Source organism: Hahella sp. HNIBRBA332, from assembly GCF_030719035.1.
In the GTDB taxonomy this organism is placed as follows: Bacteria; Pseudomonadota; Gammaproteobacteria; order Pseudomonadales; family Oleiphilaceae; genus Hahella.
Map to the genome: position 1 here is coordinate 4105730 of NZ_CP132203.1, position 24018 is coordinate 4129747.

Genomic DNA, 24018 nt, shown 5'->3' on the forward strand with positions numbered 1-24018 from the left:
GCGGGCATAGTTTCCACACCGAGGAAAAAGGGTCTTTCGACCCGAAAATGGGACCAAGACTTACAATCAAATCTCAGTTGCGCGCCCGTCCCTGGACGCAAGGGTCAATCGGCGGTCACCGCCTCGTCCACTTCGTGATCGACGCCTTTCATGCGCTTGCGCAGAATCGGCCCGATAACGTAGGGAGCGATTAGACCCACTCCCGCGACGATCCAAAGCGTGATGGACAGACCGCTACCCCAAAGGATGCTCCAGTCGCCGTCCGACAACGTCATGGCGTGACGCAGGTTTTTCTCCATCTCCGGCCCCAATAAGGTTCCCAGAATGACGGGGACCAATGGGATTTCGACTTTGCGCAGAACATAGCCGAGCACGCCGAAGAAAATCATGAAGTACAGATCAAACACACTGTGGCTGATTGAATAGACGCCAACAAAAGCGACCATGGTGACAATCGGCAACAGGTATTTGGGCGGCACCGACAGCAGTTTCACAAACACGCCGACCAGCGGAATGTTGAGCAACAGCAGCATCAGGTTGCCGATTAACAGCGCGGCGATAACGCCCCAGACAATGTCTCCATGCTGTTGAAACATCAGCGGACCAGGCGTGATGTTCATGGAAATCAGCATCGCCAGCAGAACAGCGGTGGTGCCGCTACCAGGCACGCCCAGGGTCAGCATAGGCACCAGCGCGCCATTGGCGGCTGCGTTGTTGCCGGCTTCCGGCGCAGCTACCCCGCGAGGGTCGCCTTCGCCGAATCTGGCCTTTTTGCCCAGAATGCGTTTTTCCAGGGTATAGCTGACAAAGCTGCCCAGTGAAGCCCCCGCGCCAGGCAACACGCCCGCCAGAAAGCCGATAGCGCTGCCGCGAAGCGATGTAGGGAGAATGCTGGTGAAGTCTTTCAACTTCATTTTCAGCTTGTTCATCGCGATCATCTTGCGGCCTTCGCCGGCATGCGCCTCGATGAAAAACAGCAGTTCCGAGATAGCGAACAGACCCACGATCAGAATGATGAAATCAACGCCTTCATACAGCTCCAGGGTATTGAAGGTGAAGCGCTGCACGCCGGTGTTCATGTCGATGCCCACCGTCGCCATCATCAAGCCTATGGCCGCAGCCAGAATCGTCTTCACCGGGTTCTTGCCGGTGATGCCGCCCAACGTGGCGAACGCCAGCACGAACAGCGCAAAATATTCCGCCGGTCCAAAGGTCAGAGCGAAATTCGCCAACCAGGGCGCCAGCAGAATCAAGCCGATCGTCGCGATAACGCTGCCGATAAAGGAGGCCACGGCGGAGATCGCCAGCGCTTCTGCGGCCCTGCCGCCTTGCGCCATGGGATAGCCGTCCAGACAGGTCATCATCGCCGGCTCGTCGCCGGGGATATTCAGCAGGATCGACGAAATGCGTCCGCCGTACATGGCCCCGGCGTACACCGAGGTCAACATGATTAAGGCCGTTTCCGGTTTCAACCCCAGAGTGAACGCCAACGGAATCAGAATCGCCACGCCATTGGCGGGGCCCAATCCCGGCAGCGCGCCAATCAGGGTGCCCAGGAAGCAGCCGAGGAGCGCGAACATCAAGTTTTCCGGCGTCAGGGCGACAGCAAAGCCCTGCATCAGAAAGTTCAAAGTTTCCATCAGCTTACCTCCAGAACGCCCAGGGGCAACGGCAATTCAAGTACGTAGTTGAACAACACGAACACCACTACGCCGCCAATCAGACCAGACATATAGGCCGGGAACTTGCGGGCGCCCATGCGCCAGCTCAGTGTGCCGACCGCCAGCGTCGTGGTAATGATGAAGCCAAGCGGCTCCAGCAACACGCCATACAGCGTCAGCACGACAACCGCCACCACCATTTCCACGCCAGTGCGGTTCCAGGGCCAGTGATTGTCCGGGTCGGGACGCAGCATCAGATAAAGACTGCTCAGACCAAGCACCACCGACAGGAGAATCGGGAAGGTCTCGGGCCCGACCGATTCATTGCCGCCGAAGGGCTCGGGCAGTTGATACGCGCCCCAGCCGTAGGCGACGGCCAGGACGAGCATCACTAAACCGAAAATACGGTCATTCATGGCGATTAACGGATCAGGCCAATTTCTTTAGAAAGCGCTTGGATGTCCGAGATTTGCGCTTTCACGAAATTGTTGAATTCAGCGCCGCTTTTGTGGAACGGCATCAGTCCATTTTTTTCCATCAATGATTTCCACTGCTCGCTGGAGTAGATCTTGTCGATGGCGGTGGTCCAGTACTCTTTTACATCAGCTGGCGCACCGCCAGGGATGTAGAAGCCGCGCCAGTTGGGAGCGATGGACTCAATGCCCTGCTCGCGAGCAGTAGGAATGGTGGCGAATTTGCCGGGCAGCCGATCTTCTGACAGCACCGCCAGTACGCGCAGGTCGCCGGATTCGAAGAAGCCCTGCACCTCAGTGATGTCGCCGGTGAAAGCGTCAACGTGACCGCCCACAACCTGAGTCATGGCTTCGCCGCCGTTGTTGTATGACAGATAGGAGATTTTCGGCAGGTTGGTTACGCCAGCGGCCTTCGCGCTGATCAGCACCTTCAGGTGATCCCAGCCGCCATTGGCGCTGCCGCCAGCGAATTTAACGGAGCGCGGATCTTGTTTCAGCGCCGCCATCAGATCGCTCAGGCTTTTGTAGGGAGAGTTCTTGGATACGGCGATGACGCCATAATCCGCGCCGATCGCGCCAATCCAATTAACCATTTCCGCGTTCATGCCGGGATACTGTCCCTGGGCCAGACGGGTTGTCGTGGCGGTGGAAGCGGCGACTACCAGATTCTGATCGTTCTTGCGCTTGCTGACGGTATGCGCGAATGCGACGCCGCCGCCTGCGCCCGCCATGTTAATAGTCTGTACGCTGCCGGGAACCAACTTCAGTTCCTCCATCACGTTGCCGACGCTACGGCAGGTGAAGTCCCAGCCGCCGCCAGGATCCGCAGGAGCGATACATTCAACTTTGCCTTTTGGTTCGTAGGCCATGGTCAAGGTGGCGCTGACGGTCAGCGCGGCGGCCACAAGCATTTTAATCGGAGTTCTGATTGTCATTATTGTTACCTCACACAGGTTACAGGAATTAATTCGATCGCAAATATATTGGTTTTGCCCTTATGGGGCTACCGGCGTCCGCCGTCCCGCTTATTAAGCCGGCGGCATTCCAGGTGCTGGGGGGTGGGATTGTCGAAAAAGATACGTTGTGTTCATGTCACGCTCCTATTATTTTTGTTGCGCTTTATAGTTAGTCGCTCGTTGCGGTTCTAGAAACTTGGTTTCGATTACCTCTCCAGCGACCTATGCTTGATATGGAACAGGTAATGACTGCATCCTAACTGCTGAACCTGTCATAAACCTGTCACGTCCTGATTCGAAAAAGTGAAGTCGGCGTATGCATATCCTTGTTGTAGAAGATTCTGAATTGCTGGGTGAATCCATCCAGGCGCGACTGCAGAAAATGGGCCACGGCGTAGACTGGGTGAACAACGGACGCCAGGCCAACGGTTTGTTGCAGCACCAGCAATTCGATCTGATCATTCTGGACCTCAACCTGCCTGAACTGGGCGGCGAACAGATTCTGTCGGAGCTGCGCAAACGCAAAGACACCACGCCGGTGCTGATTCTGACCGCCCGCGAACAGGTGGACGACCGCATCAAGCTGCTCGACGCCGGCGCCGACGACTACCTCACCAAACCCTTCGATTTCGGCGAGCTGGAAGCACGCTGCCGGGTGCTCATGCGACGCAACCAGGGCTTTTCCAGCAACCTCAGCCGACACGGCAATCTGTCTTTCGACCGCTCCGCCAAAGCGGTGTACGTCAATGAAGAAAAGCTGGACTTGAAGAACCGCGAGTTCCGCCTTCTGGAGGTATTTCTCGGACATCTGGGCCGGGTCATGAGCAAGGAGGAGCTGGCCGACCGCCTGTTCGCATTCGATGAATCGCCCGGCCCCAACGCCATCGAACTGTACATTGCGCGCTTGCGCAAAAAGCTGGCGGAGTCCTCCGTTCAGATACGCACCTTGCGGGGATTAGGGTATCTGGCGGAATGCGATGATGACTGATTCGCTGTTGCGTCCGGATCAGCCGGTCTCACTGCGCAACAGGTTGATCCTGGGCGCCGTGGCGCTGATTCTGGTGCTTGGCACGTTGGCCATCATCGCTATCGACGGCTACGGCAAGCGCGCGGCGGAACTCTCTTATGACCGCCTGCTGGCCAGCGCCGCCTTTCAGATTGCGGACGCCATTCACGTTCGCGACGGCGTAGTGGACGTGGATCTGCCGGTAGCGGCCTTCGAAACCCTCGCCCTGGCTCGCGACGATCGCGTGTTCTATCGCATCAGCGGCCCCCGCGACGCTTACCTCACCGGCTACGCCGACCTGCCCCGCCCGGCGGCGGACCAGGGCTTCAGCAAAGACGGCGCGCGCTTGATCCAGCAGCGCTTTTTCACCAGTCGCTATCTGGACGAACCGGTGCGTTTCATCGTGTTGCGTCGCCTGCTGACGGAGGCGGACATCACCGGCTACATCACCGTGCAATTGGGACAGACCATCAACGCCCGCGCCGATCTGGCGGAAGACATCACCGGCAAAGGCCTGCAACTGATCGCCATCGCGTCCGTCATCGCACTGGGATTGCTGGGGTATGGCATCAAACGCGCCTTCTCGCCTCTGGATCAGATCGAACGGGAGCTGGCGGCGCGGAGTCCGACCGATCTGACGCCGTTGCATGTCACACCCATCAAGGAAACCTGGCGCTTACAGCAAACCATCAATCACTTCATGCAACGCCTGCAGGATACCTTGGACCGCATGCAGCGCTACACCGGCGAGGCGGCTCACCAGATCCGCACGCCTCTGGCGGGGCTGCGCGCAGCGTTGCAGAATTTGCGCGATCACCCCGATATCGACGACCCCAAGCCAGTGTACAACCGCATCATGCAGTCGGTGGACCAACTTAACACCACGGTATCGCAACTGCTCAATCAGGCGACCATCACCCATCGCCTGCAGAGCGAGGCGTTGCGGCGCATCGAACTCAACAAAGTGGTGAAAGAGGCCTGCCTGGAGCTGGCGTCGCACGCCATCAACGAGAAAGTGGAGCTGGCCTTCGAGGCGGACGCCGAAGACACCACGCTGCTTGGCGACGCCTTTGCATTGAAGCAACTGTTCCGCAATTTGATCGAAAATGCGGTGAGATACAGCCCAGTGGGTGGCGTGGTGGAAGTGCGCATCCACCAGAACGTCAACCGACTGTTCGTGGAAGTGAAAGACAACGGCCCCGGCATTCCGGTGGAATATCGGGACAAAGTATTCTCCCGCTTTTATCGGGCGCCAGCCGCCGTCGGCGTGGGCAGCGGACTGGGGTTGGCCATCGTGCGGGAAATCGCGGAGCGCCATAACGCGGAAGTGGGACTGATGGATAATCACCCTCAAGGCCTGACAGTGCGGGTAGGCTTCCGCAAGGAGAGCGCCCATGGCAAATAGCCGCCTCGGTTTTTTCCGTATTGACTCGCTGATCCAGGCGTTCCTCTTGTTCGCCGTCATCAGCGTCGCGCCTGCTCAGGCGGCCTCCGGCCCGCTGCCGGTGGTGCTCTATCCCGCGCAGCAAAAGCCAGTCAGCGTACTCAATATTCATGCGGTGCTGGATTACGTGGTGATGAATCCAATCATCAAGGCGTTCCAGCAGCGTTACCCCAATGTGGAAATCCGGCTGATTGAATTTGAAACTGCCGATCTATTCCAGCACACCGTGGAAGGCTCCACCCATACGACGGAGCCGCCAGACGCCATCGTCGGCGATCTGCTGATCAGCTCGGCGATGGACCTGCAGGTGAAGCTGGTCAACGACGGCTATGCGCAGCGCTATGAGTCGCCCTACACCCGTCGCATTCCCGATTGGGCGAAGTGGCGCAACGAGGCTTTCGGCTTTACCTTTGAACCGGTGGTGACCGTGGTGAACACCAAATTATTGCCGGGTGCGCCGCCGCAGGACCGCCAGCAATTGCTAGAGCTGATCCGCAGCCAGGGCGAGAGTCTGGCGGGAAAAATCGCCACCTATGATATCGCCCGCAGCGGCGTCGGTTACCTGTTCGCCGCCCAGGACAGCCAGCAGGCGACCACCTATGGTCGGCTATTGGAGGCCTTTGGCACCCATTCGGTGCAACTGGCCTGCTGCACCGGCGACATTCTCGACGGCCTGGCTTCCGGGCAATACGCGATCGGCTATAATCTGCTGGGCTCATACACCAAGGCCCGGCTAGCGTCGGCGCCGAATCTGCAAATGATCCTGCCGGCGGACTATACCTTGATCATGACGCGCATCGCCTTGATTCATAAGCACGCCGTCAACACGCAGAACGCCCGGGATTTCCTGGACTTCCTGTTGTCGCCAGCCGGTCAGCAGACCCTGGCCAGCGAGTCGAAACTGTATCCCATCGACCCTGGCGTGCACGGCGAAGTCACCGCGGACTGGCTGAACAAGCACGCGCCGGGGCCGTTGAAACCCATTACTGTGGGACCGCAACTGCTGGTTCCGCTGGATAAATTGAAACGGCAACGCTTTTTAAGCGAGTGGCGCCGCTCTCTGGAACGTGAAACGAAACAATGAAAGACACCGATTTAGTCGCCAGACTGGGCAAACGCATTCAACAACTCCGCAAGTCAGAAAAGCTGACCCTGGAGCAACTGGCGCAACAATCCAACGTATCCCGCTCCATGTTGTCGCAAATCGAACGCGGCCAGGCCAATCCGACTTTCGCCACCCTGTGGAATCTCACCCGCGCCCTGGGCATTGAGTGGTCGGAACTGGTAGATGAGAGCGAAGGCGTCTCCCATTCTCCCATCGAACACATCATCGCCGCGCAAACGCCAAAGATAGACAACCCTCAGGGCGGCTATCACCTCAGCATTCTCAGCCCGCCCCATTTGGTAGGCTCCATTGAATGGTACGAGCTGCGCATGCGTCCCCAGGGCAAATTGGAAAGCCAGGCCCATACACAGGGCTGCATGGAGCACCTCACCGTACTGAGCGGCCAACTTGAAGTCGTCAGCGGCCAGCAATCCCAGCGTCTGGCCCAGGGCGACACCGCCCGTTATCACGCTGACGTCGCCCACACTATTTTGAATCCCGGCGACAGCGACACCATCGCCTTGTTAGTGGTGATGAATCATAGCCATCGCTAGAGTCTGGCGTCGTTTAGGCGCCGCCATGGATAGACATTCCGCTTAATAATCTAGTTAGGCGACGCGACGCGGCAAGAAGGCCGCAACGGCCCTGATTCAGGGGGCTGGGTATATTTTTCCCTATTGCTTTGCAGACATTTTTCCACTATACAGGAAACACGTCCGATATAAGGGAAAAATCCAATGAACCAGACATTCCAACAACAATTACAGCAAACCCTTGATGAGATTGAAAAAGCCGGCCTGTTTAAAAAGGAGCGTGTGATCGACACCCCTCAGGCGGCCGCGGTCAAGCTCGCGGGTGAAGCTGGCGATAAACACATTCTCAATCTTTGTGCGAACAATTATCTGGGCTTGGCGGACAACCCGGAAGTCATCGCCGCGGCGCATGAGGCGCTCGACAAATACGGTTTCGGCATGGCTTCCGTACGCTTTATCTGCGGCACGCAAACGCTGCACAAAGAACTGGAGCACAAAATCGCTGAGTTCCTGGGCATGGAGGACAGTATTCTGTTCGCCGCCTGCTTCGACGCCAACGGCGGCCTGTTCGAGCCGTTATTGAGCGCCGAAGACGCTATCGTCTCCGACTCCCTGAACCATGCCTCCATCATCGACGGCATCCGTCTGTGCAAAGCCAAACGCTACCGTTTCGGCAATCGCGACCTGAACGATCTGGAAGCCCAGCTGAAACAGGCTCGCGCCGATGGCGCCCGCAACATTCTAGTGGCCACCGACGGCGTCTTCTCTATGGACGGGTATATCGCGCCGTTGAAAGACATTGTCGCCATTGCGCGTAAATACGACGCCCTGGTGATGGTGGACGACTGTCACGCCACTGGCGTCATCGGCCCGCAGGGCAAAGGCAGCGCCGCCTACAACGGCGTGGAAGTGGACATTATTACCGGCACGCTGGGTAAAGCCCTCGGCGGCGCAGCCGGCGGCTTTATTGCAGCGAGCCGCAATATTATCGAACTGCTCCGTCAACGCGCCCGCCCCTATCTGTTCTCCAACTCCCTTCCCCCGCCTGTCGTCGCAGGCAGCCTGAAAGCCCTGGAAATTTCCATCGCCGGCGATCATCTACGCGACAACCTGCGCGAACACGCTGCGTTTTTCCGCAACAGCCTGAGCGAAGCCGGCTTCAAACTGCTGCCCGGCGAACACGCCATCATTCCTGTCATGCTGGGTGACGCCAAGCTGGCGCAGGATTTCGCGAAAGCGTTGTATGAGCAGGGGGTATACGTCACGGGATTCTTCTATCCGGTGGTGCCGCAAGGTCAGGCGCGCATCCGCACCCAGATGAACGCGGCGCTGACTCGCGAACAACTGGAGCAGGCGGTGGCCGCCTTCACCCGCGTCGGTCAACAACTTGGGGTTATTGGAGGCTGAACCATGCAGTCGTCAACCATGAAGGCGTTGGTCAAAGCGCAATCCGCTCCCGGACTCTGGCTGCAAGAGCAGCCGATCCCCGAATGCGGGCCGAACGACGTGATCATCAAAATCAAGCGCACCGCGATCTGCGGCACTGACATTCACATCTATAACTGGGACGACTGGGCGCGCAACAACGTTCCCGTCCCCTTGACCACCGGCCATGAATACAGTGGCGAGATAGTGGAAGTCGGCAGTCACGTGGACGGCCTGCATATCGGACAGCGCGTATCCGGTGAGGGTCACGTGGTAGGGATGCTCAGCCGCAACGCCCGCGCAGGACGTTTCCATCTGGCGCCGGACACCAAAGGCATCGGCGTGAATCTGCCCGGCGCTTTCGCCGAGTACCTGCGTCTGCCAGCGTTCAACGTTGTGCCTTTGCCAGACGCAGTGAGCCTTGAGCTTGGCGCGATCCTGGACCCGCTGGGCAACGCTGTGCATGCGGCCCTGGCCTATGATCTGGTGGGTGAGGACGTGCTCATCACCGGCGCGGGACCTATCGGCATTATGGCCGCCGCAGTGGCGCGCTTCGCCGGCGCTCACAAGGTAGTCATCACCGACATCAATGACTATCGCCTGGAGCTGGCGGCCAAGGTTGCGGATGTGGAGCCGGTGAACGCACAACGGGAGTCTCTGCGCGACGTCATGGGACGACTGAAAATGAAGGAAGGCTTCGATGTGGGCCTGGAAATGAGCGGCATTCCTTCCGCCCTCAACGATATGCTGGACGTAATGATGATGGGCGGACGCATTTCCCTGCTGGGCCTGCCCTCCAAGCCGGCGGAGCTGGATCTCAGCAAAATCGTGCTCAAGGCGCTGCAGATCAAAGGCATCTACGGCCGTGAGATGTTCGAAACCTGGTACAAGATGCTGGCGATGCTGGAGGCGGGATTGGACATTGAACCGATCATCACCCACCGCTTCGAATACGCCGACTACGAACAAGGCTTTGACGCCATGCGCAGTGGTCAATCCGGTAAAGTCATTCTGAACTGGTCAGACTGAGCTTCCTAAGCTTTGCCCTGGGAGCGACCGCGTCGCTCCCTCTTGTTCTTTGTTACCCCTATTAGTTTCTCCCACTATTACTGACAGCGATTATTGCCATCCCGCAGCCACTGGGTTCCATCCAGATATAACTTGTTGTTAGCCAGCGCCAGCGTGAAGGTGACGCGCTCTCCACCAGGGCCGGATTCATTCCAGTCAAAGCCCGGCGTGCTGCCCTGCATGCTGTAGCCGGGGCCGTATTGCAGAATTAACCTGCCCTGGGCGTTCAGCGCCCCCTGGGCTTCCCATTTACCCGAGCCCTGACTGCCAGTAGCGCCGCTGGCTCCGCCGCCATAGCCCCCACTGTTGCCGGAGCGATAGAACTCGCCATTGCTGCACAACCAGATGTGCTCTTCTTCGTGATAACCGGATCCGGAGTAATAGCGCACGATATGACGTCCTCGCATGTAGGTGCTCCAGCCGCCATCCCCCCCGCCTTGCGCCAAGGGTTTTGGCGCGGAGAATTTAACCGATGAGGCCACTGTCTCCGCCACTTTCCAGACCTGTGCGGCGGTGCTCTGATCCGCAACGGCGATCAACGCCACGGAGGTGGAGCCTTTACCGGTGACGGCGCTGATGCGGCCTTCCATGTTGGGCATATTGCCGATGCTGTAATCCGCCGTCAGGCGACCATTGCGTTTTTGCGGCGCGCTTTTGGGGTACAGGATAACGGAAGCGTCCAACGGCACCGGTTGCGCCATTTGTTGCATCAACGCCTGCTCGCCGGACTGGTCGATATACACGAAGATATTGGCTTTCAACGCCTGGGATTCCAGCACGAAGAGTTCCGAGCCCGCCGGCCAGGCGCCCTGCCAGCCATCAGGAATCTTAAACGACAAACCCAGCGAGCCGGACTCAATCAGGGTTCCGCCTTCGTACAACTGGTTTTGCTGAACTTCCACCGCCGTGGCGGAGGTCGCGCACAGACTGCAGTAGAGCCCCATGGCGACCCATAAAGATTTCGCTGTTACGCCGCTCATTTCGCTTCGCCTCATGCTGAGTCCGCAGCGCACGGCCCGGTCTGGCGCATCCTTCATCCAGCCGCATCGGACGCCGCAGAGATGATGTCGGAATGGCCGGGCTACAGCGTTTCTTTCTTACTGAGCCTGACCGCCTCAAACGCTCCATCGCGATTCAACTGGGTTCCCCATACCCGATGACTGCCCTGGTGATCAGAGGCATGGAAACTGATCGTCTCCCCGATGCCCAGGTCCACGCCGTCAAAGGATTCCAGCGTGTCCACCAGTGATTCGGTATCAAAGTGTCGACCCGCCTGCTCCAACGCATGGAAAAACAAGGTCGCCACAATGTAGCCCTCCAGAGAAATAAAATCCGGCTGCTCGTTGGGATAAAAACGGCTCAAAGCCTCTCGATAGCGCAGCACGCCGGTGGCATAGGAATCAAACGGCGGCACCACCTGTGACACCACCACGCCCTCGCCGTACTCCATACCCAACTCTTTGAATTGCTCCGCCAGGGCTCTGGCCCCGACGAAGGAAACATTGGCGAAAGGCCCGGTGAATCCGGCCTGACGCAGACGTTTGGTCAAGCGTGCGCTAGCGGTGTAAGTGCTGATGGCCACCACCGCCTGTATATCGCTCAGCCGACTCAACATGCCCTGCGCCGCGCCTTCAATCTGCGCCGTATTACGCTGATAGCTGAATTTGGCGATTTCATGGGGACGCACGCCGTAATCCGACAGCGCATCCTCCACTCCTTTCAAACCGTCCTGCCCGTAGCCGTCATCCTGATAGAACACGGCGATCATTCTGGGGTCGACGTCCTGTTCTTCGATGAAGTAGCGAATCAAGGCGCTGGTTTCATCTTCGTAACTGGCGCGATAGTTGAACACGTATCGCTCTGGCGGACTTTTCCGCAGCAGAGCCGCGCCGGAGAAGGTGCCGAACACGATGGTTCTATCCTTCAGGGCCACCGGCAATATCGTTTCCGCCGTAGGCGTTCCCACATTGCCCAGCATGGCGAATACGCCGTCCGGTTGCATAAATTTCTCGACGTTCTGGTGCGCCGCCGCAGGTTCATATCCATCGTCCAGGGCGCGCAGTTCGATATAGCGTCCGTGGATGCCGCCCTTCTCGTTAATTTCGCGAATACGCACGTCGACGCCCAACTGCATGGCGCGACCCAGCTCCCTGGCGCCGCCGCTGAAGGCCGCGCTCATTCCCAGCGCCACCCGGTTTTCACTGACGCCGCGGGGCGCCTGCCAGCCGGTTAACTCCGCATATCCGTCCGCCACGCTGTAACGCACGACAGGGATGGCGTAGCCCACCCCTAGCAGGACGAACATCAGTGCTGTCAAGCTCAACCAAAGCGGCGCGCGACGCCGGGCGCTCTGGCCAGGCGCCGTCGCAACGCCGGGGGCCATCGGCGCCGGCGTTCCCGGCCCCACCACGGTTGTGGCCTGATCTTCATCCAGCACCGGCGCCACAGGATGCGTATACCCTTGCACTCCGAACGGCGGCGGTTGTGAGCCCAGATGCATAGGCTCCGCCAAGGTGGAGGCCGCCACCACAATGGGCTGACTCATGGAGCGTTCATCCATGTTATGCGCAGGATCGATGCGGGTGGCGGTGTCCATTTCCTCGATCTGCCCTAGAGCGCCGGCGGCTTGAAACGCCTCGTCGTACTTTTTCGCCTTGCCCAGGCTGAGATTCTTCTTCACCACCACCCGCTTACCGCTGAACAAACGGGCGCAGGCGGCGTCGCTCAACCCCAGCGCTGCTTTCAGCTTTTCCTGGGTATCCTGCAACGCCACATCGCCGCGAATTTCGCCGTAGAAAATGAACTGATAGACGTCCGGATTAGGCGGCGCCATCTCCATGGCTTTGGAATATTCCGTAATGGCGGCGTGAGCGCGGTTTTGGATATCCCGCACCATCGCCTGCGCGTCGGGATAGCGATCATCCGGTCGCAGCGCCATGGCCTTCAGAATCACCGGCTCCAGGGCTTTATTGCGGGCGTCGGTCAAGCGGTTTTCCCGCAGCGCCGGCGGCGGTCCGGCGCATTGCCGGTTCATGATGTCCTGAGGGCTTTCGCCGGTATAAGGGCGTTCGCCAGTAATACAGTAATAAAGAATGGCGCCCAGGGCGTAGATATCGGCGCGTTTGTCGATATTGCGCGCGCCTTCAATCTGTTCCGGCGCCAAATAGCCAGGCGTTCCCATCACCATGCCCAGGCGGGTGTATTTAAGATCTCCTTCTCCCAGCGGCTTACTGATGCCGAAGTCCAGCAGCTTGGCGACGGAATGGTCGCCGGAAACTCTTGCGACAATGATGTTGCCAGGCTTCAGGTCACGGTGCACGATGTTCATCTGATGCGCAGCCTGCAAACCGGCGCCGATCTGCTCCAGCAGCCACACCACGTTTTCCAGCGGCAGCCCGCTGCGTTTTTCCACCAGTTCGGACAGGTTCTCTCCGCGCAGGTACTCCACCACCAGATACATCATGCCGTCGTCGGTGTTGCCGAAGTCGATCACATGCATCACGTTGGGGTGATTCAATTGGCTGGCGATGCGGGCTTCACGGAAAAACAGCTGGATAAAGTCATGATCGTCCATACCCGCCCGCAGCAGTTTGACCACTACCAGACGGTCCAGCGATAACTGGCGGGCCACATAGACCAGACTCATGCCGCCTTCCGCCAGACGGGATTCAATGCGATACATGTCCTTCAGCATTTTGCCGATAAGGGGATCGCGGCGCTGCTTATCCACCAATGTGGCCCCATCGGCGGGACAGTAATCGCCCTGGGGAAAATCCGTACTGCAAATGGGACAAACCTTCATAGACTCCCCGAGTCGCAAACTGCTGAACTATCGCTTCAGATTCGTGTCCGGCGTCAGGAAAATAGCTGGCTGGACGAAGAAACAGGAATGAATGCTAGGGAGTATAGACAGGGAATAGCCGCAGCGCGAACGCCGCGACGGGAGGGATCAATCTCTTCTGCTGGCCTTCCACTCCTTGTTGCTGCACAGCCGTTCCGCTTCACGGCCAAGCTCATATCCCGCCGCCTTGATCTGGGGGATGAGACAGCGCATGACCTCCAGATCTTCGTTATGCAGCGCCAGCCGACACCAGCGCTGTAATTCCAGAGCGCACTCTGCAATGGTGGGTAGCCCCTGGCTTTCCGCCGTGGCGACGATGCCGCTGGCGATATCCCGCATCATGACTATCATGCGGGAAGTCTCCATCAGACTGGCGCAATGCAACCGGGAACCGCTGGCGCTAATCAGGGACATGCTGTCGGCGAGATGTTCCAAAAACTTACTTCTGACAACATCAGCGGCGAAGGCCCCTTCGTTTATGGTCATAAGCTTCTCTGCGTTCATTTCGTTTCTCCGGCACAGCCAGCATTGAGCTGCGACAAACTTTCCTTCACCGAGCGGATATAGTTTTCAATGATTCGGGTGGAGGTTTGTTGGTGCTCGAATTGTTCCACCAATTGATCGACGATATTGAAAATACTCTGTTCCGCTTCCATATCCAGATCCAGGCCCATGATGGAGCTTTGAATCGTCCACTTCAGATCCGAAAAGCTCTGAATGGAGTGCGCGCCGCAGTCCAGCACCATCTTCATGATGTTGTCCAGCAACGCCTCCGTACGCCGCACCGCCCGTTGCATGATGCCCTGACGCACCATTTTCTCCTGCGTCTCCCTCACCAGATCAGCCAGCACGTAGTTCGCTACTTGCGCCAAACGGGTAAGATCGTCCAAATGAGCCTCTTTTTCCTCCACCGTCATGGTCAGACAGATCGAGAAGTACGGAAAATTAATCAGCGTGTATTGGTCAAAGTGCACAATGCGCTCGCGCTGTAGCGTCAGTGTGGTGATCACGTCGAACTGCAGATTGGTGACGTAGCTTTTACCGCCGAACACATAGTGCTGCTCAGGCAGGTTGAGAATAAATACGTAAGGGAGCTGATAACCGCTCAACGCACTTTCCATCGCTACGCCAATCTCTGAAGGATCGCGACTTTCCGAGCAGCGCTCGAAGAATTCAATCATACCGCCCAGGAAGCTGTTGGAGCGCAACAACCCCATCGCCATTTGATTCACACTGGCGAGGCTTTGCTCCAACTCGGCAATCTTTTGTCTGCTGCGTTCCAGCTCGTCTTGTGGCGTGTTGACTGCGACCAGGGAAACTACTCGATTTGCTGACATAAACCCTCCTGAACTTTATAGGCACAGAATACGCACTTTGCCCAGGCAAAAGGATTCGTACGCTTACTGAAATATCAGGTAGGTTCTCAGTAGTAATACTTAACCGAGGAGACGCTGGTCGCCAGCGTCAAAGGATGCAAGGCGGCCATGGGACAAGACGCGCGCAGCAGGTTGGCGGGGCAAAACGCGAGCCAGTCAGCTTACGCCATTCTTCTCCGCCGCCAAGGGCAGCACTTTGACCAGCAGATCCTTGATGGAGGAGACGTCAAACTTCGCCAACACGTTGCGGCAATGCGTCTCAATAGTGCGGGGACTGATAAACAGTCTGGCCTCCATCTCCTTGGTGCTGAGTCCCTGTAACAGCAGATCGTAAATCTGTTTCTCACGAGCGGTCAGCTGGGCGATGGAGTGCTGAATGTCGAGGCGTTTCTTATAGCGTTCGCGGTGCAGTTTTTCGTGGGCCACGGCCTTTTCCAGCAACGGCCCGACGTCAGTAATGCTGATGGGTTTGAGCAGAAAATCAAAAGCGCCGCCCTGCAACGCTTCTTTCACCACCGGCACCGTGGAGTAGGCAGTCATCAATATCAACGGCGGCAGGTAACCGGTTTCGGACATCCTGTTCAGCAAGTCCAGCCCCGTCATGTCCGGCATCATGATATCGGAGAGAATCACGCAATTGTGATCATTGCGGAACTCAGATAAAAACGCTTTCGGATTGCCGTAGGCTTTGGACTGGTAACCATAGGATTCCAGAATCGCCGACAGCAGATCCGCCTGCATCTGGTCATCTTCGATGATATATACGCACGTATCTTTCATGGCGTTTTTGCTTATCCCAAGCAGAAAAACACGGATGGACCCTTATTGTTATCCTCGCCGCCCCCAAGCGCCATCCAATACGAAGCGCCCTCAGTTAATTGATAACTATTGGACAGAGTCCGGGTAATGTCAAAGCGAAGCGCCCAACATTTCATCCCAGAATTCCTGCGCCAGCGGCGATAACAATTGATTGCGCAAGCGAATGAGATAAATGGGAACCAAACTGCGCGAGGGGAAGTTCTCCACCTGCAGAAACGTCAGTTCCCCCCGCTCCAACTCGGCGTCCACCATATGCAGGGGAATCCGCGCCCAGCCCATCCCAGACAGAAGCAGTCCCTTTTTCATCAGGAAGTCATTCACATACCAGCGATGGCCGCCGGGAATCACATTGACATGATCAAAGGGCGCCAGGGAGCCGCTGTCGGCGATCAGAATATGCGGCCGATTGCGCAGTTGCGCATGACGCACCACACCGTCCGCGCCGGCTTCGACAAAGCCTGGCGCTGCGACTGTGACCTGGGTGACTTTCGCCACCTCGGTAAACTCATAGCGATCATCCAGACCGACCTGGGGACCAATGGCCACTTCCGCTTTTTCCAGCAGCAGTTGCTCCAACACTCCGGACAAGTGCTCCGTATGCAAATGCAGGCGCATCTCAGGACGTTTTTTAGCGAACGCTTTCAAGGTATCCAACCCCGGCAAATGCGCGCACATGGCGCTCAGGGAAATGGACAGCTCCGGCGCTTTGCCCTGGGCCAGACGATGGCCCAGCATTTCCAGATCATGGGCTTTGGACAGCAGCGCCTTGGCTTCCCGGAACAATGCCTTGCCTTCAATGGTCAGCGTCGGTCGATAGGTTTCACGGCTGAACAACTGCAAATCGAACTCTTGCTCCAGGGCCGCCACCGCGGCGCTGACCGTAGACTGTGTTTTAAACAGAGCCGCCGCCGCGGCGCGAAAACTGCCATGCTCCACCACGCCAACGAATGCGCGTAACTGCTCATTGGTCATGCTCGATCTCCCCTGAAAGTCCCGCCAATTTAAACCACAATACCAATCGATAGCATCGATCAACTTGAGCGATATATATCGTTATTTTGCGTTCATATAACGGAGTAAGCTTGCCCCGTCAAGATCTGAGAGGGTTGTATGGACTTTGATACCGCATTCTTCTGCATTCTCGCAGCCGGGTTTATCACCGGCTTTTCCAAGTTCTCCATTGGCGGCATGGGGCTGCTCATCCTGCCGATTATCGCTATCGCCTATCCCGGCCCCGAAGCGCTGGGGATTTTGATTCCCATGTACATCGCAACGGATATTCTGGCGGTGAAAAGCTATGGCCGACACGCCTCCTGGCCCATCGTGCTGCGTCTGCTGCCTCTGGCCATGATCGGCATAGGTCTGGGCATCTGGTTATTGTCCAGCATCAATCCAGAACAGTTCACCCTGTTACTCGGCGCCATGATTGTGTTGATCCTGGCTCTGGGGCTTTGGCTGGATTATCGCCCCTCCGCCCTCATGCGACATCCGGCGGCCACCCAGGCCATGGGGTTGCTGTCCGGATTCGTCACCATGACCGCGAACGCCGCCGGTCCTCTGCTCAGCCTGTATCTGATGGAGCAGCGTCTGTCCAAGGAAACGTATGTGGGAACTCGGGCGTGGGCGTTCATGATCCTGAACAGCGCCAAGGTTCCATTGCTGATGGCGGCGGGATTTCTGAATGAGGAGATCATCCTGCGCAGTCTTGCCGGATTGCCGGGACTACTGGTTGGATCGTTGGCAGGCTATTGGCTGCTGAAAAAGCTGAACATCAACCAGTTTAAATGGTTGATACGGGGCATGGCGGCGATCGCCGCAGTCAAGATGCTGGCGTTCGGCTGAACGCCGCCAGTGACGGTTTAAATCCATTCATGAGAGTCCGGAGTCAGCGCTATGCCGCTGCGTCTCCGGGCCTCGTCCTGCTGTCCGCAATGCTTACTTGATAGGAAAGACTACGACAATGCCGTCATCGTTGTAGCGGCGTTGGTTGTAGTAGCTGTAGCGATCATCCCATCTACGGTCGTCATGATGTCTGTAATAACGATGATGACGGTGATGGTGACGACGATGGTGGTAGTGACGATTATGATGCTTATGATGTCCGCCACGATGACGACGGTTATCGTGATGACCATGGTTATGGTGGTTATCGTAACGCTGACCGTCGTGACGTCCGCCGTCATGCGCCACAGCGGAAGTGGATGCGCCGGCGATCGCCAGCCCCAGGGTCAATAACAACATCGGTAACTTTTTCATTTTTAATTCCTCGCAGGTCTATCGATCACAGTTGTTACGATAAGCCGGCTAACGTGAACCTTAACTGAATGAAAAACCGAATATTTATCCCCGGTTTAAACCGGGCTCACAGCATCTTGGCAAAGCTGACGCCAGGGGCTACATTGCAGTGGGCGTCGCCACACGCTTCCGCCCAATAATAAATAAATTGAGAAAACCTCCATGAAGAAAGCGCTTAAATCCACTGGGCAAACCCTGCTTGGCGTCATTGTATTGGCCATTGTCGTCGGTTTTTTTCTACCCGACTCCACTCATGTCGAACGCAGTGTGGTGATTAACGCACCGCAGCGGCAGGTGTTTGATTTCCTCAATAGCTACCGCAACTTTAACGACTGGTCGCCCTGGGCAAAGCTGGACCCCAACGCCCAATACCAGTTTTCAGGGCCGCAGTCCGGCGTAGGCGCCAGGATGAGCTGGCGCAGCGACGACCCGAAAGTGGGTCAGGGTTATCAGGAAATTGTCGCCGTCAAAGAGATGGAGGAAATTCAAGTGGCGCTGGATTTTGGCGATAACGGTCAGGCATCTGCGTTTTACCGCCTGCAACCCGCCGACACGGGAGTGAGAGTCACCTGGGGCTTCGGCGCCAAACACGGCTTCAACCTGTTCAACCGTTATATCGGCCTGCTACTGGAAAGGTTGTTGGGGCCCATGTACGAAGAGGGACTGCAAAGCCTGAAGCAGCGCCTTGAAAGCTCTGGAGCCGCCAGTTGATGGATCAACGATAACGGGCGTAGATCCGCCGCGCCCATTGTAGCTGCGGCTCCAGCACTTTGACGGTTTGCGCCAGCGCCGGCGGCGGGTCCTGCGGCCACGGGATATCGAAGGATTCCGGCTGCAGAAACGGCGTCAACAATGCCGCGGCGGTCAGATCCGCCCGAGTAAAATAGTCTCCCACCAGATAACCGTCGTTCCCCACTCGTTCATTGATACGGGCCAGCGCCGCCTGAATGCGACGCAATGAGTCCGCCGCCGTTTCATCATTAATACGCATGTGCTTGCGCATGATCTTGCTTAACTTGCCGAAGCCGAGACGCAACACCCACTTGCCATACCAGGGTCCGCGATGCGCCAGCATGGGAATCACCTGATCCGGACGCGTCAATAAATAGTGGTAACAATAACAGCGGATAGAGACGCCAATTTCCCTGTCCAGATATTTTTCCCACTCCAGGGCGGCGGATCTTGCTCCCGGCTCCACCGGCGTCAAAGGTCTCTCCGACGATAGGCCATCAAGATAATTAATGATTTCCGCCGAGCCCTGCACAATTTTTCCGTCATGCTCAATGACCGGAACCGTGGACTTCCCCGCCATTTTTTTAATGGCTTTAATATGCGCCCCGGGCATCAGGTTTTTCACCTCATATTCCTGCCCTTTATAGTCGAGCGCCCAGCGCGCTTTTTCACAGAAATGAGAAATAGGGAACTGATAGAGAGTAATCATGCGTCCATCCATTGAGATAGAAAAAACCTTAGCCAGAATACGCTGCAAACGATTTGAATATAAGACGGATTGATTAAATTATAAGGCACTGTCACATCCTGTGTTGACAGTGGGACTCCGCGCTTCTATCTTCAAAATATCCGCTTTTTTCAAGGCTGTTCCTCGCGCGCATCCCTTGAATGACGCGCCTTCCAGCCAAACGTTGACAAGGTCGGGACCAAGTTGACAGGGGTATATAGAACGGAAGGACATTATGGAAACCATGCCGATGGACGACGATGTCATCAGCTTCGCGCAAGATGAGCCGGACTTACCGGAGCAAACTACGCGGGAAGCCTGGAAGGTGCTCACCGTCGATGACGACTTCAACTATCAACGCTCTACAGAGTTCGCACTCGCCGGCCTGAATATTTTAGATCGCCGCATCCAGCTACTACGCGCTTACAGTTACGCGGAAGCCTCCAAGCTGCTGTCGGAACACGCCGATATCGCTATCGCCTTGATAGACGTGGTGATGGAGACTGACGACGCGGGCCTCCGTCTCGTACGCGCCATCCGCGAAGTGCTCGGCAACGCGGAGATCCGTTTGGTGCTGCTGACAGGACAGCCCGGTATGGCGCCCATGCTGGACGTGATGAAAGAGTACGATATCAATGATTACTGGACCAAATCCGAGCTGACCGACACGCGGCTGCAAACCGTGTTGACCGGTTGCGCCCGCTCTTATATCCAGATTCGGGAAATTGCGCGGGCGAAACGGGGTCTGCAGTTGATCGCCGAGTCCAGTGATTCCGTTTATTCCGCCAAAAACCTGCAGGAATTTTCTGCGCGCATGCTGGCGGAACTGGCCAAACTCTTGGGGCTGCCCCCTGACGGGCTGGTGTGCGCCAAAGCGTATACGACCTCCAAGCCTGAAAGTCGGGAAAGCTACATCATCGGCGCGGCGGGGATTTACTCCAACTGCATCGGCAAAACCCTGATGGAGTTTGAAGAGCCCAACGTGCGAGAGCACCTGAACCGGTGTCTGCAGACACGCAAGTCCATTCACGAGGCAGACTACACCTGCCTGTTTTTCCTTGATCCTATCGGCGCCGCCGATTACGCGGCCTACATTGAAACGGGCCACTCCCTCGACTCTACCGAGCAGGAGCTGATTCGTGTATTCAGCCTGAATATCGCCAATGGCTTGCAAAACGTCTCCTTGTTCAACCGACTGGAGCGCCTGGCCTATGAAGACGACACTCTGCGTATCCCCAATCGCAATGCGCTGCTGCGCAGACTGAGCCAAATTCTCTCCCGCACGGACAGAAACCAATATCAGCTGATGCTGGTGGATATAGACGGTTTCGCCAGCATCAACACTGTACTGGGCGCGCGCTACGGCGACTCGGTTTTGAAATTGGTGGCGAGCCGGCTCAAGGACGCCTTCAAGGGAACCGTTCAGGTTTCCCGGGTCAAAGACGATTTGTTCGCGGTGCTGGGAAGCGTCGAAGAAGTCTCCGTCGACAAGTTGGACGGCTTGTTCAATGGTCTCTCCGTCAGCGAAAAAAGTTTAAAGCTGCTTAACATCAGCACCGTGATCTATCCGCTCAATCATCCTGACAGCTCGCCGCCGGAGGTTATCACTCGCGCCGGCATCGCCTTGAAGCAGGCGAAAAAACGCGGCATTCGCCAGCATTCCACTTATGATCCGGAAGCCGAAGCCGCCGCTGCCAGCCGCTTTCACCTGCTACAGGCGCTGCAGGACGCGTTGACCAAACAGAGTATCTTCGCCGTGCTGCAACCGCAGGTGGACATAGAAACCAATCAAGTCACCGGGGTCGAAGTGCTGGCGCGTTGGCGCATGGAGGACGGCGCCCATATCCGGCCGGATCAGTTTATTTCTCTGGCGGAAACCACCGGCCTGATCCTGCCTCTGGGGCAACAGATTCTCACGCAGGGCTGCGCCGCCTGCCATCGCTTGCAGGACGCCGGTTACCGCGATATTCGCATTGGCGTGAACTACTCCGTCATTCAGTTCGAACAGGACGATATGGTGGACACTCTCATCCGCAGCGCAGAGGCTGTTGGCGTCAGCCCCCAGCAAATCGAAGTCGAGATCACCGAGTCCACGGTCATGCATAACTTCTCACTGGTGCGGGATAAATTGGAGCGTCTGCGGGAAATTGGCGTCGCCGTCGCCATAGACGACTTCGGCACCGGCTTTTCTTCCTTGGCTTATCTGAGCCGCCTTGCGGTGGACAGATTGAAGATCGATAAATCATTCATTGATAAAGTCACTACTGACAAAGGCGCCGCCGCGATCGCCAAAACGGTTATCCAGCTTGGGGAAAGCTTCAATCTCGACATTATCGCTGAAGGGGTAGAAACCAAGGAACAGGCGCAATGGTTGCTCGACAACGGTTGCAGGAACGTGCAGGGTTATCTGTACGCCCGTCCGATGGTGGTGGACGACCTGCTGCAATGGCTGGCTCAACGACGCTGACGCAAACCTTATGACTATCCAGGAGCCCTCCCTCTACCGCATTCGCAAACGCCTGCTGAATTTCATCGCGCCCTGGAGCATTCTGCTGCTGGCCCTCTCCTTCTTTCTGTACGACTACCTGCTGGATAATAAGCTGTCTCCCTTGCAGGAGACCGCTTCCGGATCGCTCAGCTCAGCCTACGAGACAATGGCGAGAAACTTCGGCGATCTGGCTACGGACATTCGCTTCCTGGCGCACAATAAAGCGCTTCGCAACGCGACGCCGGAAAATAAACAAAACGCCGCAACCTTGTTGCAGGACTTTTCAGAAGCCTCCGGCATCTACGACCAAGTACGCTGGCTGGGCCCTGACGGCACTGAGTTAGTGCGCATAGAAATGTTCGGCGCTCAGGCGATACGCATTCCCGAAGAACAGTTGCAGGAAAAAAGTAACCGTTACTATTTCATCTCCGGCATGGCGCTGAACCCGGAAGAAATCTACTTCTCTCCATTGGACCTAAATGTCGAGCATGGCGCGATCCAGATTCCGCATAACCCTGTGCTTCGCGCGGTCTCCCCTATTCATAAAGGCCATGGCGAGCACAACGGTCTGGTAGTATTGAACTACAAAGCCAATTTGATGCTGCAAGCCCTGCGCAATTTACATCTGCTTTCCAGCATGCGCCTTCACCTGCTGAATTCCGATGGATATTGGCTGCTAAGCAATAATTCCAAAGACGAGTGGGGCTTCATGTTCAAGCGCAATGAACTGCGCTTTGGCGCCCGGCATCCTGAAGGGTGGAATCGCATCATCAACACCAACTACGGGACCTTTACGGATGATGACGGCCTCTGGTTGTTCACAACGTTCTCGCCCACCTCGAACCGGGGCAAGAGCGACCAATACTGGAAACTGGTAATAAATGTGGACGCCGCCGCTATCTCAGCGCTACAGAGGGAAGCGCTCGCCACCACCCTTGGGTTGATCATCGCGCTCTGGGTGATTTTGTTTTTTGCCTCCATCCGCATCGCCAAAGCCGACGCCGTACGAGACACGCTTAACGCTCAACTGAGAGTGCGGAGCAGCGAGCTGGAGCACGCCAATACCCTGTTGCAAGAATCGCTGGACAACCTGATGCGCACTCAGGACGAACTGGTTCGAGCGGAAAAACTGTCATCCCTGGGGATGATGGTGGCCGGCGTCGCCCATGAACTCAATACGCCTATCGGCGCCTCCCTGGTGACGCTGTCGTCCATGCAGCGGCAAGCGGAAGAGTTAAAAGAAGCCTTCGCACGCGGTCTGCGTCGCTCGGATATGAACGACTACTTTAGCCGCTTCGAACAAGGCTCAGGCATCATCCTCAGCAACCTCAACCGCTCGGCGCAATTGGTGCACAGCTTTAAACAGCTCGCCACTGACCGCGCCGGCGCGGAACGAAGAATATTCTCACTAAAAGGATTGATTGAGGACATGCTGCTGACCACCTGGCTGCGTATTCACAAGAGAGAACACCAACTGGTGACGGATATTGATCCAGGTCTGGAGCTGGACAGCTACCCCGGCGCATTGAGCCAAGTATTGGAAAATCTGGTCAACAACTCCATGAAACACGCGTTTCAGGAGATGCCGCAAGGCAGAGTCTGGCTCTCTGCTCAACGCCGCAACGATCAGGTTGCTGAAATAGAAGTCCGGGACAACGGCGCCGGCATCCCGCCGGAAAACCTGCCCAAAGTCTTCGACCCTTTCTTCACCACCAAACGCAACCAGGGCGGCACCGGCCTGGGATTGCACCTGACGCACCAACTGGTCACCAACGTGCTGGGAGGAACCATCAACATCTCCAGCGCCGTTGGACACGGCTGTGTGGTCAAAATAGAGCTACCGCTGCATGCGCCCGCCACAGCTGAACAGAATGAAGGAAAAGGCCAGGAAGAAGAGAAAGAGTCAGACTTCGGGTCTCAGGATGCGTCTATAACTTATTAGAGTCGACGGAAAATATCTGCGGTAAGGACAACTTTAACCCTCCCCTCGCTCTTTGAAATACTTGTTTTTGCATATGCGTCTGAGTTGGGCATGCGTATGTCTTGGAGTCACTTTAGTGGCCGGGCTG

21 protein-coding genes are annotated in these 24018 nt (G+C 56.9%); 10 read left to right on the forward strand and 11 right to left on the reverse strand.

Features of this window, described 5'->3' with window-relative positions; genetic code table 11:
• Positions 1 to 104: 104 nt before the first annotated feature.
• The 3 genes from O5O45_RS18075 to O5O45_RS18085 are packed head-to-tail and all read right to left on the reverse strand — an operon-like array spanning position 105 to position 3069.
• The gene (locus O5O45_RS18075; RefSeq protein ID WP_305900761.1) at positions 105 to 1640 is read right to left on the reverse strand and encodes a tripartite tricarboxylate transporter permease; all 1536 of its coding nucleotides are present in this window, start codon (positions 1638 to 1640) and stop codon (positions 105 to 107) included.
• Positions 1640 to 2077, reverse strand: coding sequence for a tripartite tricarboxylate transporter TctB family protein (locus O5O45_RS18080; RefSeq protein ID WP_011395567.1), 438 nt, complete (start codon positions 2075 to 2077; stop codon positions 1640 to 1642). Before O5O45_RS18080 ends, O5O45_RS18075 begins: the two co-directional genes overlap by 1 nt.
• Positions 2078 to 2082: 5 nt before the next feature.
• Positions 2083 to 3069, reverse strand: a complete 987-nt coding sequence (locus O5O45_RS18085; protein ID WP_305900762.1) for a Bug family tripartite tricarboxylate transporter substrate binding protein — start codon at positions 3067 to 3069, stop codon at positions 2083 to 2085.
• 337 nt (positions 3070 to 3406) lie between these two features.
• On the opposite strand from O5O45_RS18085, the gene O5O45_RS18090 reads away from it, so the two are divergent.
• The 6 genes from O5O45_RS18090 (at position 3407) to tdh (ending at position 9632) form a co-directional block, all read left to right on the forward strand.
• Positions 3407 to 4078, forward strand: a complete 672-nt coding sequence (locus tag O5O45_RS18090) for a response regulator transcription factor (protein ID WP_127972865.1) — start codon at positions 3407 to 3409, stop codon at positions 4076 to 4078.
• Entirely contained in the window at positions 4068 to 5501 is a 1434-nt protein-coding gene (locus O5O45_RS18095) for a sensor histidine kinase (protein WP_305900763.1), read from the forward strand. Before O5O45_RS18090 ends, O5O45_RS18095 begins: the two co-directional genes overlap by 11 nt.
• On the forward strand, positions 5491 to 6624 hold the full coding sequence (locus tag O5O45_RS18100; protein ID WP_305900764.1) for an ABC transporter substrate-binding protein: 1134 nt from the start codon (positions 5491 to 5493) through the stop codon (positions 6622 to 6624). The genes O5O45_RS18095 and O5O45_RS18100 overlap by 11 nt, the downstream gene beginning before the upstream one ends.
• Entirely contained in the window at positions 6621 to 7199 is a 579-nt protein-coding gene (locus O5O45_RS18105; protein ID WP_305900765.1) for a helix-turn-helix domain-containing protein, read from the forward strand. Before O5O45_RS18100 ends, O5O45_RS18105 begins: the two co-directional genes overlap by 4 nt.
• 183 nt (positions 7200 to 7382) lie before the next feature.
• Positions 7383 to 8585 (forward strand): glycine C-acetyltransferase, encoded by a 1203-nt coding sequence (locus O5O45_RS18110; RefSeq protein WP_305900766.1) that lies wholly within the window; start codon positions 7383 to 7385, stop codon positions 8583 to 8585.
• A gap of 3 nt (positions 8586 to 8588) precedes the next feature.
• Positions 8589 to 9632, forward strand: coding sequence for an L-threonine 3-dehydrogenase (gene tdh, locus O5O45_RS18115; RefSeq protein ID WP_305900767.1), 1044 nt, complete (start codon positions 8589 to 8591; stop codon positions 9630 to 9632).
• Between the two features lie 77 nt (positions 9633 to 9709).
• On the opposite strand, the gene O5O45_RS18120 is transcribed toward tdh, so the two are convergent.
• The 6 genes from O5O45_RS18120 to O5O45_RS18145 all read right to left on the reverse strand — a co-directional run bounded on the left by O5O45_RS18120 (position 9710) and on the right by O5O45_RS18145 (position 16679).
• The gene (locus O5O45_RS18120; protein ID WP_305900768.1) at positions 9710 to 10651 is read right to left on the reverse strand and encodes a hypothetical protein; all 942 of its coding nucleotides are present in this window, start codon (positions 10649 to 10651) and stop codon (positions 9710 to 9712) included.
• 101 nt (positions 10652 to 10752) lie between these two features.
• Positions 10753 to 13473 (reverse strand): ABC transporter substrate-binding protein, encoded by a 2721-nt coding sequence (locus tag O5O45_RS18125; protein WP_305900769.1) that lies wholly within the window; start codon positions 13471 to 13473, stop codon positions 10753 to 10755.
• Positions 13474 to 13620: 147 nt separating this feature from the next.
• Positions 13621 to 14016: a hypothetical protein gene (locus O5O45_RS18130; protein WP_305900770.1), complete on the reverse strand. Its 396-nt coding sequence runs from the start codon at positions 14014 to 14016 to the stop codon at positions 13621 to 13623.
• Positions 14013 to 14849, reverse strand: coding sequence for a hypothetical protein (locus O5O45_RS18135; protein ID WP_305900771.1), 837 nt, complete (start codon positions 14847 to 14849; stop codon positions 14013 to 14015). Before O5O45_RS18135 ends, O5O45_RS18130 begins: the two co-directional genes overlap by 4 nt.
• Positions 14850 to 15044: 195 nt before the next feature.
• Positions 15045 to 15668, reverse strand: a complete 624-nt coding sequence (locus O5O45_RS18140) for a response regulator transcription factor (RefSeq protein WP_305900772.1) — start codon at positions 15666 to 15668, stop codon at positions 15045 to 15047.
• A 129-nt stretch (positions 15669 to 15797) separates the two neighbouring features.
• A complete protein-coding gene (locus tag O5O45_RS18145) occupies positions 15798 to 16679 on the reverse strand; it encodes a LysR family transcriptional regulator (RefSeq protein ID WP_305900773.1) in 882 nt (293 codons plus the stop codon).
• 138 nt (positions 16680 to 16817) lie between these two features.
• Here O5O45_RS18145 and O5O45_RS18150 point away from each other — a divergent pair, with 138 nt between their 5' ends.
• Positions 16818 to 17549 carry a sulfite exporter TauE/SafE family protein gene (locus tag O5O45_RS18150; RefSeq protein ID WP_305900774.1) on the forward strand — a complete coding sequence of 244 codons (732 nt, stop codon included), beginning with the start codon at positions 16818 to 16820 and terminating at the stop codon, positions 17547 to 17549.
• A gap of 93 nt (positions 17550 to 17642) precedes the next feature.
• On the opposite strand, the gene O5O45_RS18155 is transcribed toward O5O45_RS18150, so the two are convergent.
• Positions 17643 to 17963 (reverse strand): hypothetical protein, encoded by a 321-nt coding sequence (locus O5O45_RS18155; protein ID WP_305900775.1) that lies wholly within the window; start codon positions 17961 to 17963, stop codon positions 17643 to 17645.
• Positions 17964 to 18164: 201 nt separating this feature from the next.
• Between O5O45_RS18155 and O5O45_RS18160 the strand changes: the two genes are divergently transcribed.
• Entirely contained in the window at positions 18165 to 18713 is a 549-nt protein-coding gene (locus O5O45_RS18160; protein ID WP_305900776.1) for an SRPBCC family protein, read from the forward strand.
• Between the two features lie 4 nt (positions 18714 to 18717).
• On the opposite strand, the gene O5O45_RS18165 is transcribed toward O5O45_RS18160, so the two are convergent.
• Positions 18718 to 19443: a glutathione S-transferase family protein gene (locus O5O45_RS18165; protein WP_305900777.1), complete on the reverse strand. Its 726-nt coding sequence runs from the start codon at positions 19441 to 19443 to the stop codon at positions 18718 to 18720.
• A gap of 253 nt (positions 19444 to 19696) precedes the next feature.
• Between O5O45_RS18165 and O5O45_RS18170 the strand changes: the two genes are divergently transcribed.
• Both O5O45_RS18170 and O5O45_RS18175 read left to right on the forward strand, forming a co-directional pair.
• Entirely contained in the window at positions 19697 to 21928 is a 2232-nt protein-coding gene (locus O5O45_RS18170; protein WP_305900778.1) for a putative bifunctional diguanylate cyclase/phosphodiesterase, read from the forward strand.
• Positions 21929 to 21938: 10 nt separating this feature from the next.
• Complete coding sequence (locus O5O45_RS18175) at positions 21939 to 23891, forward strand: sensor histidine kinase (RefSeq protein WP_305900779.1); 1953 nt, start codon at positions 21939 to 21941, stop codon at positions 23889 to 23891.
• Positions 23892 to 24018: the final 127 nt, after the last annotated feature.

Coding starts and splice junctions, on each gene's coding strand:
- O5O45_RS18075 (WP_305900761.1), bottom strand. CDS start 1,640: ATGGAAACTTTGAACTTTCTGATGCAGGGCTTTGCTGTCGCCCTGACG.
- O5O45_RS18080 (WP_011395567.1), bottom strand. CDS start 2,077: ATGAATGACCGTATTTTCGGTTTAGTGATGCTCGTCCTGGCCGTCGCC.
- O5O45_RS18085 (WP_305900762.1), bottom strand. CDS start 3,069: ATGACAATCAGAACTCCGATTAAAATGCTTGTGGCCGCCGCGCTGACC.
- O5O45_RS18090 (WP_127972865.1), top strand. CDS start 3,407: ATGCATATCCTTGTTGTAGAAGATTCTGAATTGCTGGGTGAATCCATC.
- O5O45_RS18095 (WP_305900763.1), top strand. CDS start 4,068: ATGATGACTGATTCGCTGTTGCGTCCGGATCAGCCGGTCTCACTGCGC.
- O5O45_RS18100 (WP_305900764.1), top strand. CDS start 5,491: ATGGCAAATAGCCGCCTCGGTTTTTTCCGTATTGACTCGCTGATCCAG.
- O5O45_RS18105 (WP_305900765.1), top strand. CDS start 6,621: ATGAAAGACACCGATTTAGTCGCCAGACTGGGCAAACGCATTCAACAA.
- O5O45_RS18110 (WP_305900766.1), top strand. CDS start 7,383: ATGAACCAGACATTCCAACAACAATTACAGCAAACCCTTGATGAGATT.
- tdh (WP_305900767.1), top strand. CDS start 8,589: ATGCAGTCGTCAACCATGAAGGCGTTGGTCAAAGCGCAATCCGCTCCC.
- O5O45_RS18120 (WP_305900768.1), bottom strand. CDS start 10,651: ATGAGCGGCGTAACAGCGAAATCTTTATGGGTCGCCATGGGGCTCTAC.
- O5O45_RS18125 (WP_305900769.1), bottom strand. CDS start 13,473: ATGAAGGTTTGTCCCATTTGCAGTACGGATTTTCCCCAGGGCGATTAC.
- O5O45_RS18130 (WP_305900770.1), bottom strand. CDS start 14,016: ATGAACGCAGAGAAGCTTATGACCATAAACGAAGGGGCCTTCGCCGCT.
- O5O45_RS18135 (WP_305900771.1), bottom strand. CDS start 14,849: ATGTCAGCAAATCGAGTAGTTTCCCTGGTCGCAGTCAACACGCCACAA.
- O5O45_RS18140 (WP_305900772.1), bottom strand. CDS start 15,668: ATGAAAGATACGTGCGTATATATCATCGAAGATGACCAGATGCAGGCG.
- O5O45_RS18145 (WP_305900773.1), bottom strand. CDS start 16,679: ATGACCAATGAGCAGTTACGCGCATTCGTTGGCGTGGTGGAGCATGGC.
- O5O45_RS18150 (WP_305900774.1), top strand. CDS start 16,818: ATGGACTTTGATACCGCATTCTTCTGCATTCTCGCAGCCGGGTTTATC.
- O5O45_RS18155 (WP_305900775.1), bottom strand. CDS start 17,963: ATGAAAAAGTTACCGATGTTGTTATTGACCCTGGGGCTGGCGATCGCC.
- O5O45_RS18160 (WP_305900776.1), top strand. CDS start 18,165: ATGAAGAAAGCGCTTAAATCCACTGGGCAAACCCTGCTTGGCGTCATT.
- O5O45_RS18165 (WP_305900777.1), bottom strand. CDS start 19,443: ATGATTACTCTCTATCAGTTCCCTATTTCTCATTTCTGTGAAAAAGCG.
- O5O45_RS18170 (WP_305900778.1), top strand. CDS start 19,697: ATGGAAACCATGCCGATGGACGACGATGTCATCAGCTTCGCGCAAGAT.
- O5O45_RS18175 (WP_305900779.1), top strand. CDS start 21,939: ATGACTATCCAGGAGCCCTCCCTCTACCGCATTCGCAAACGCCTGCTG.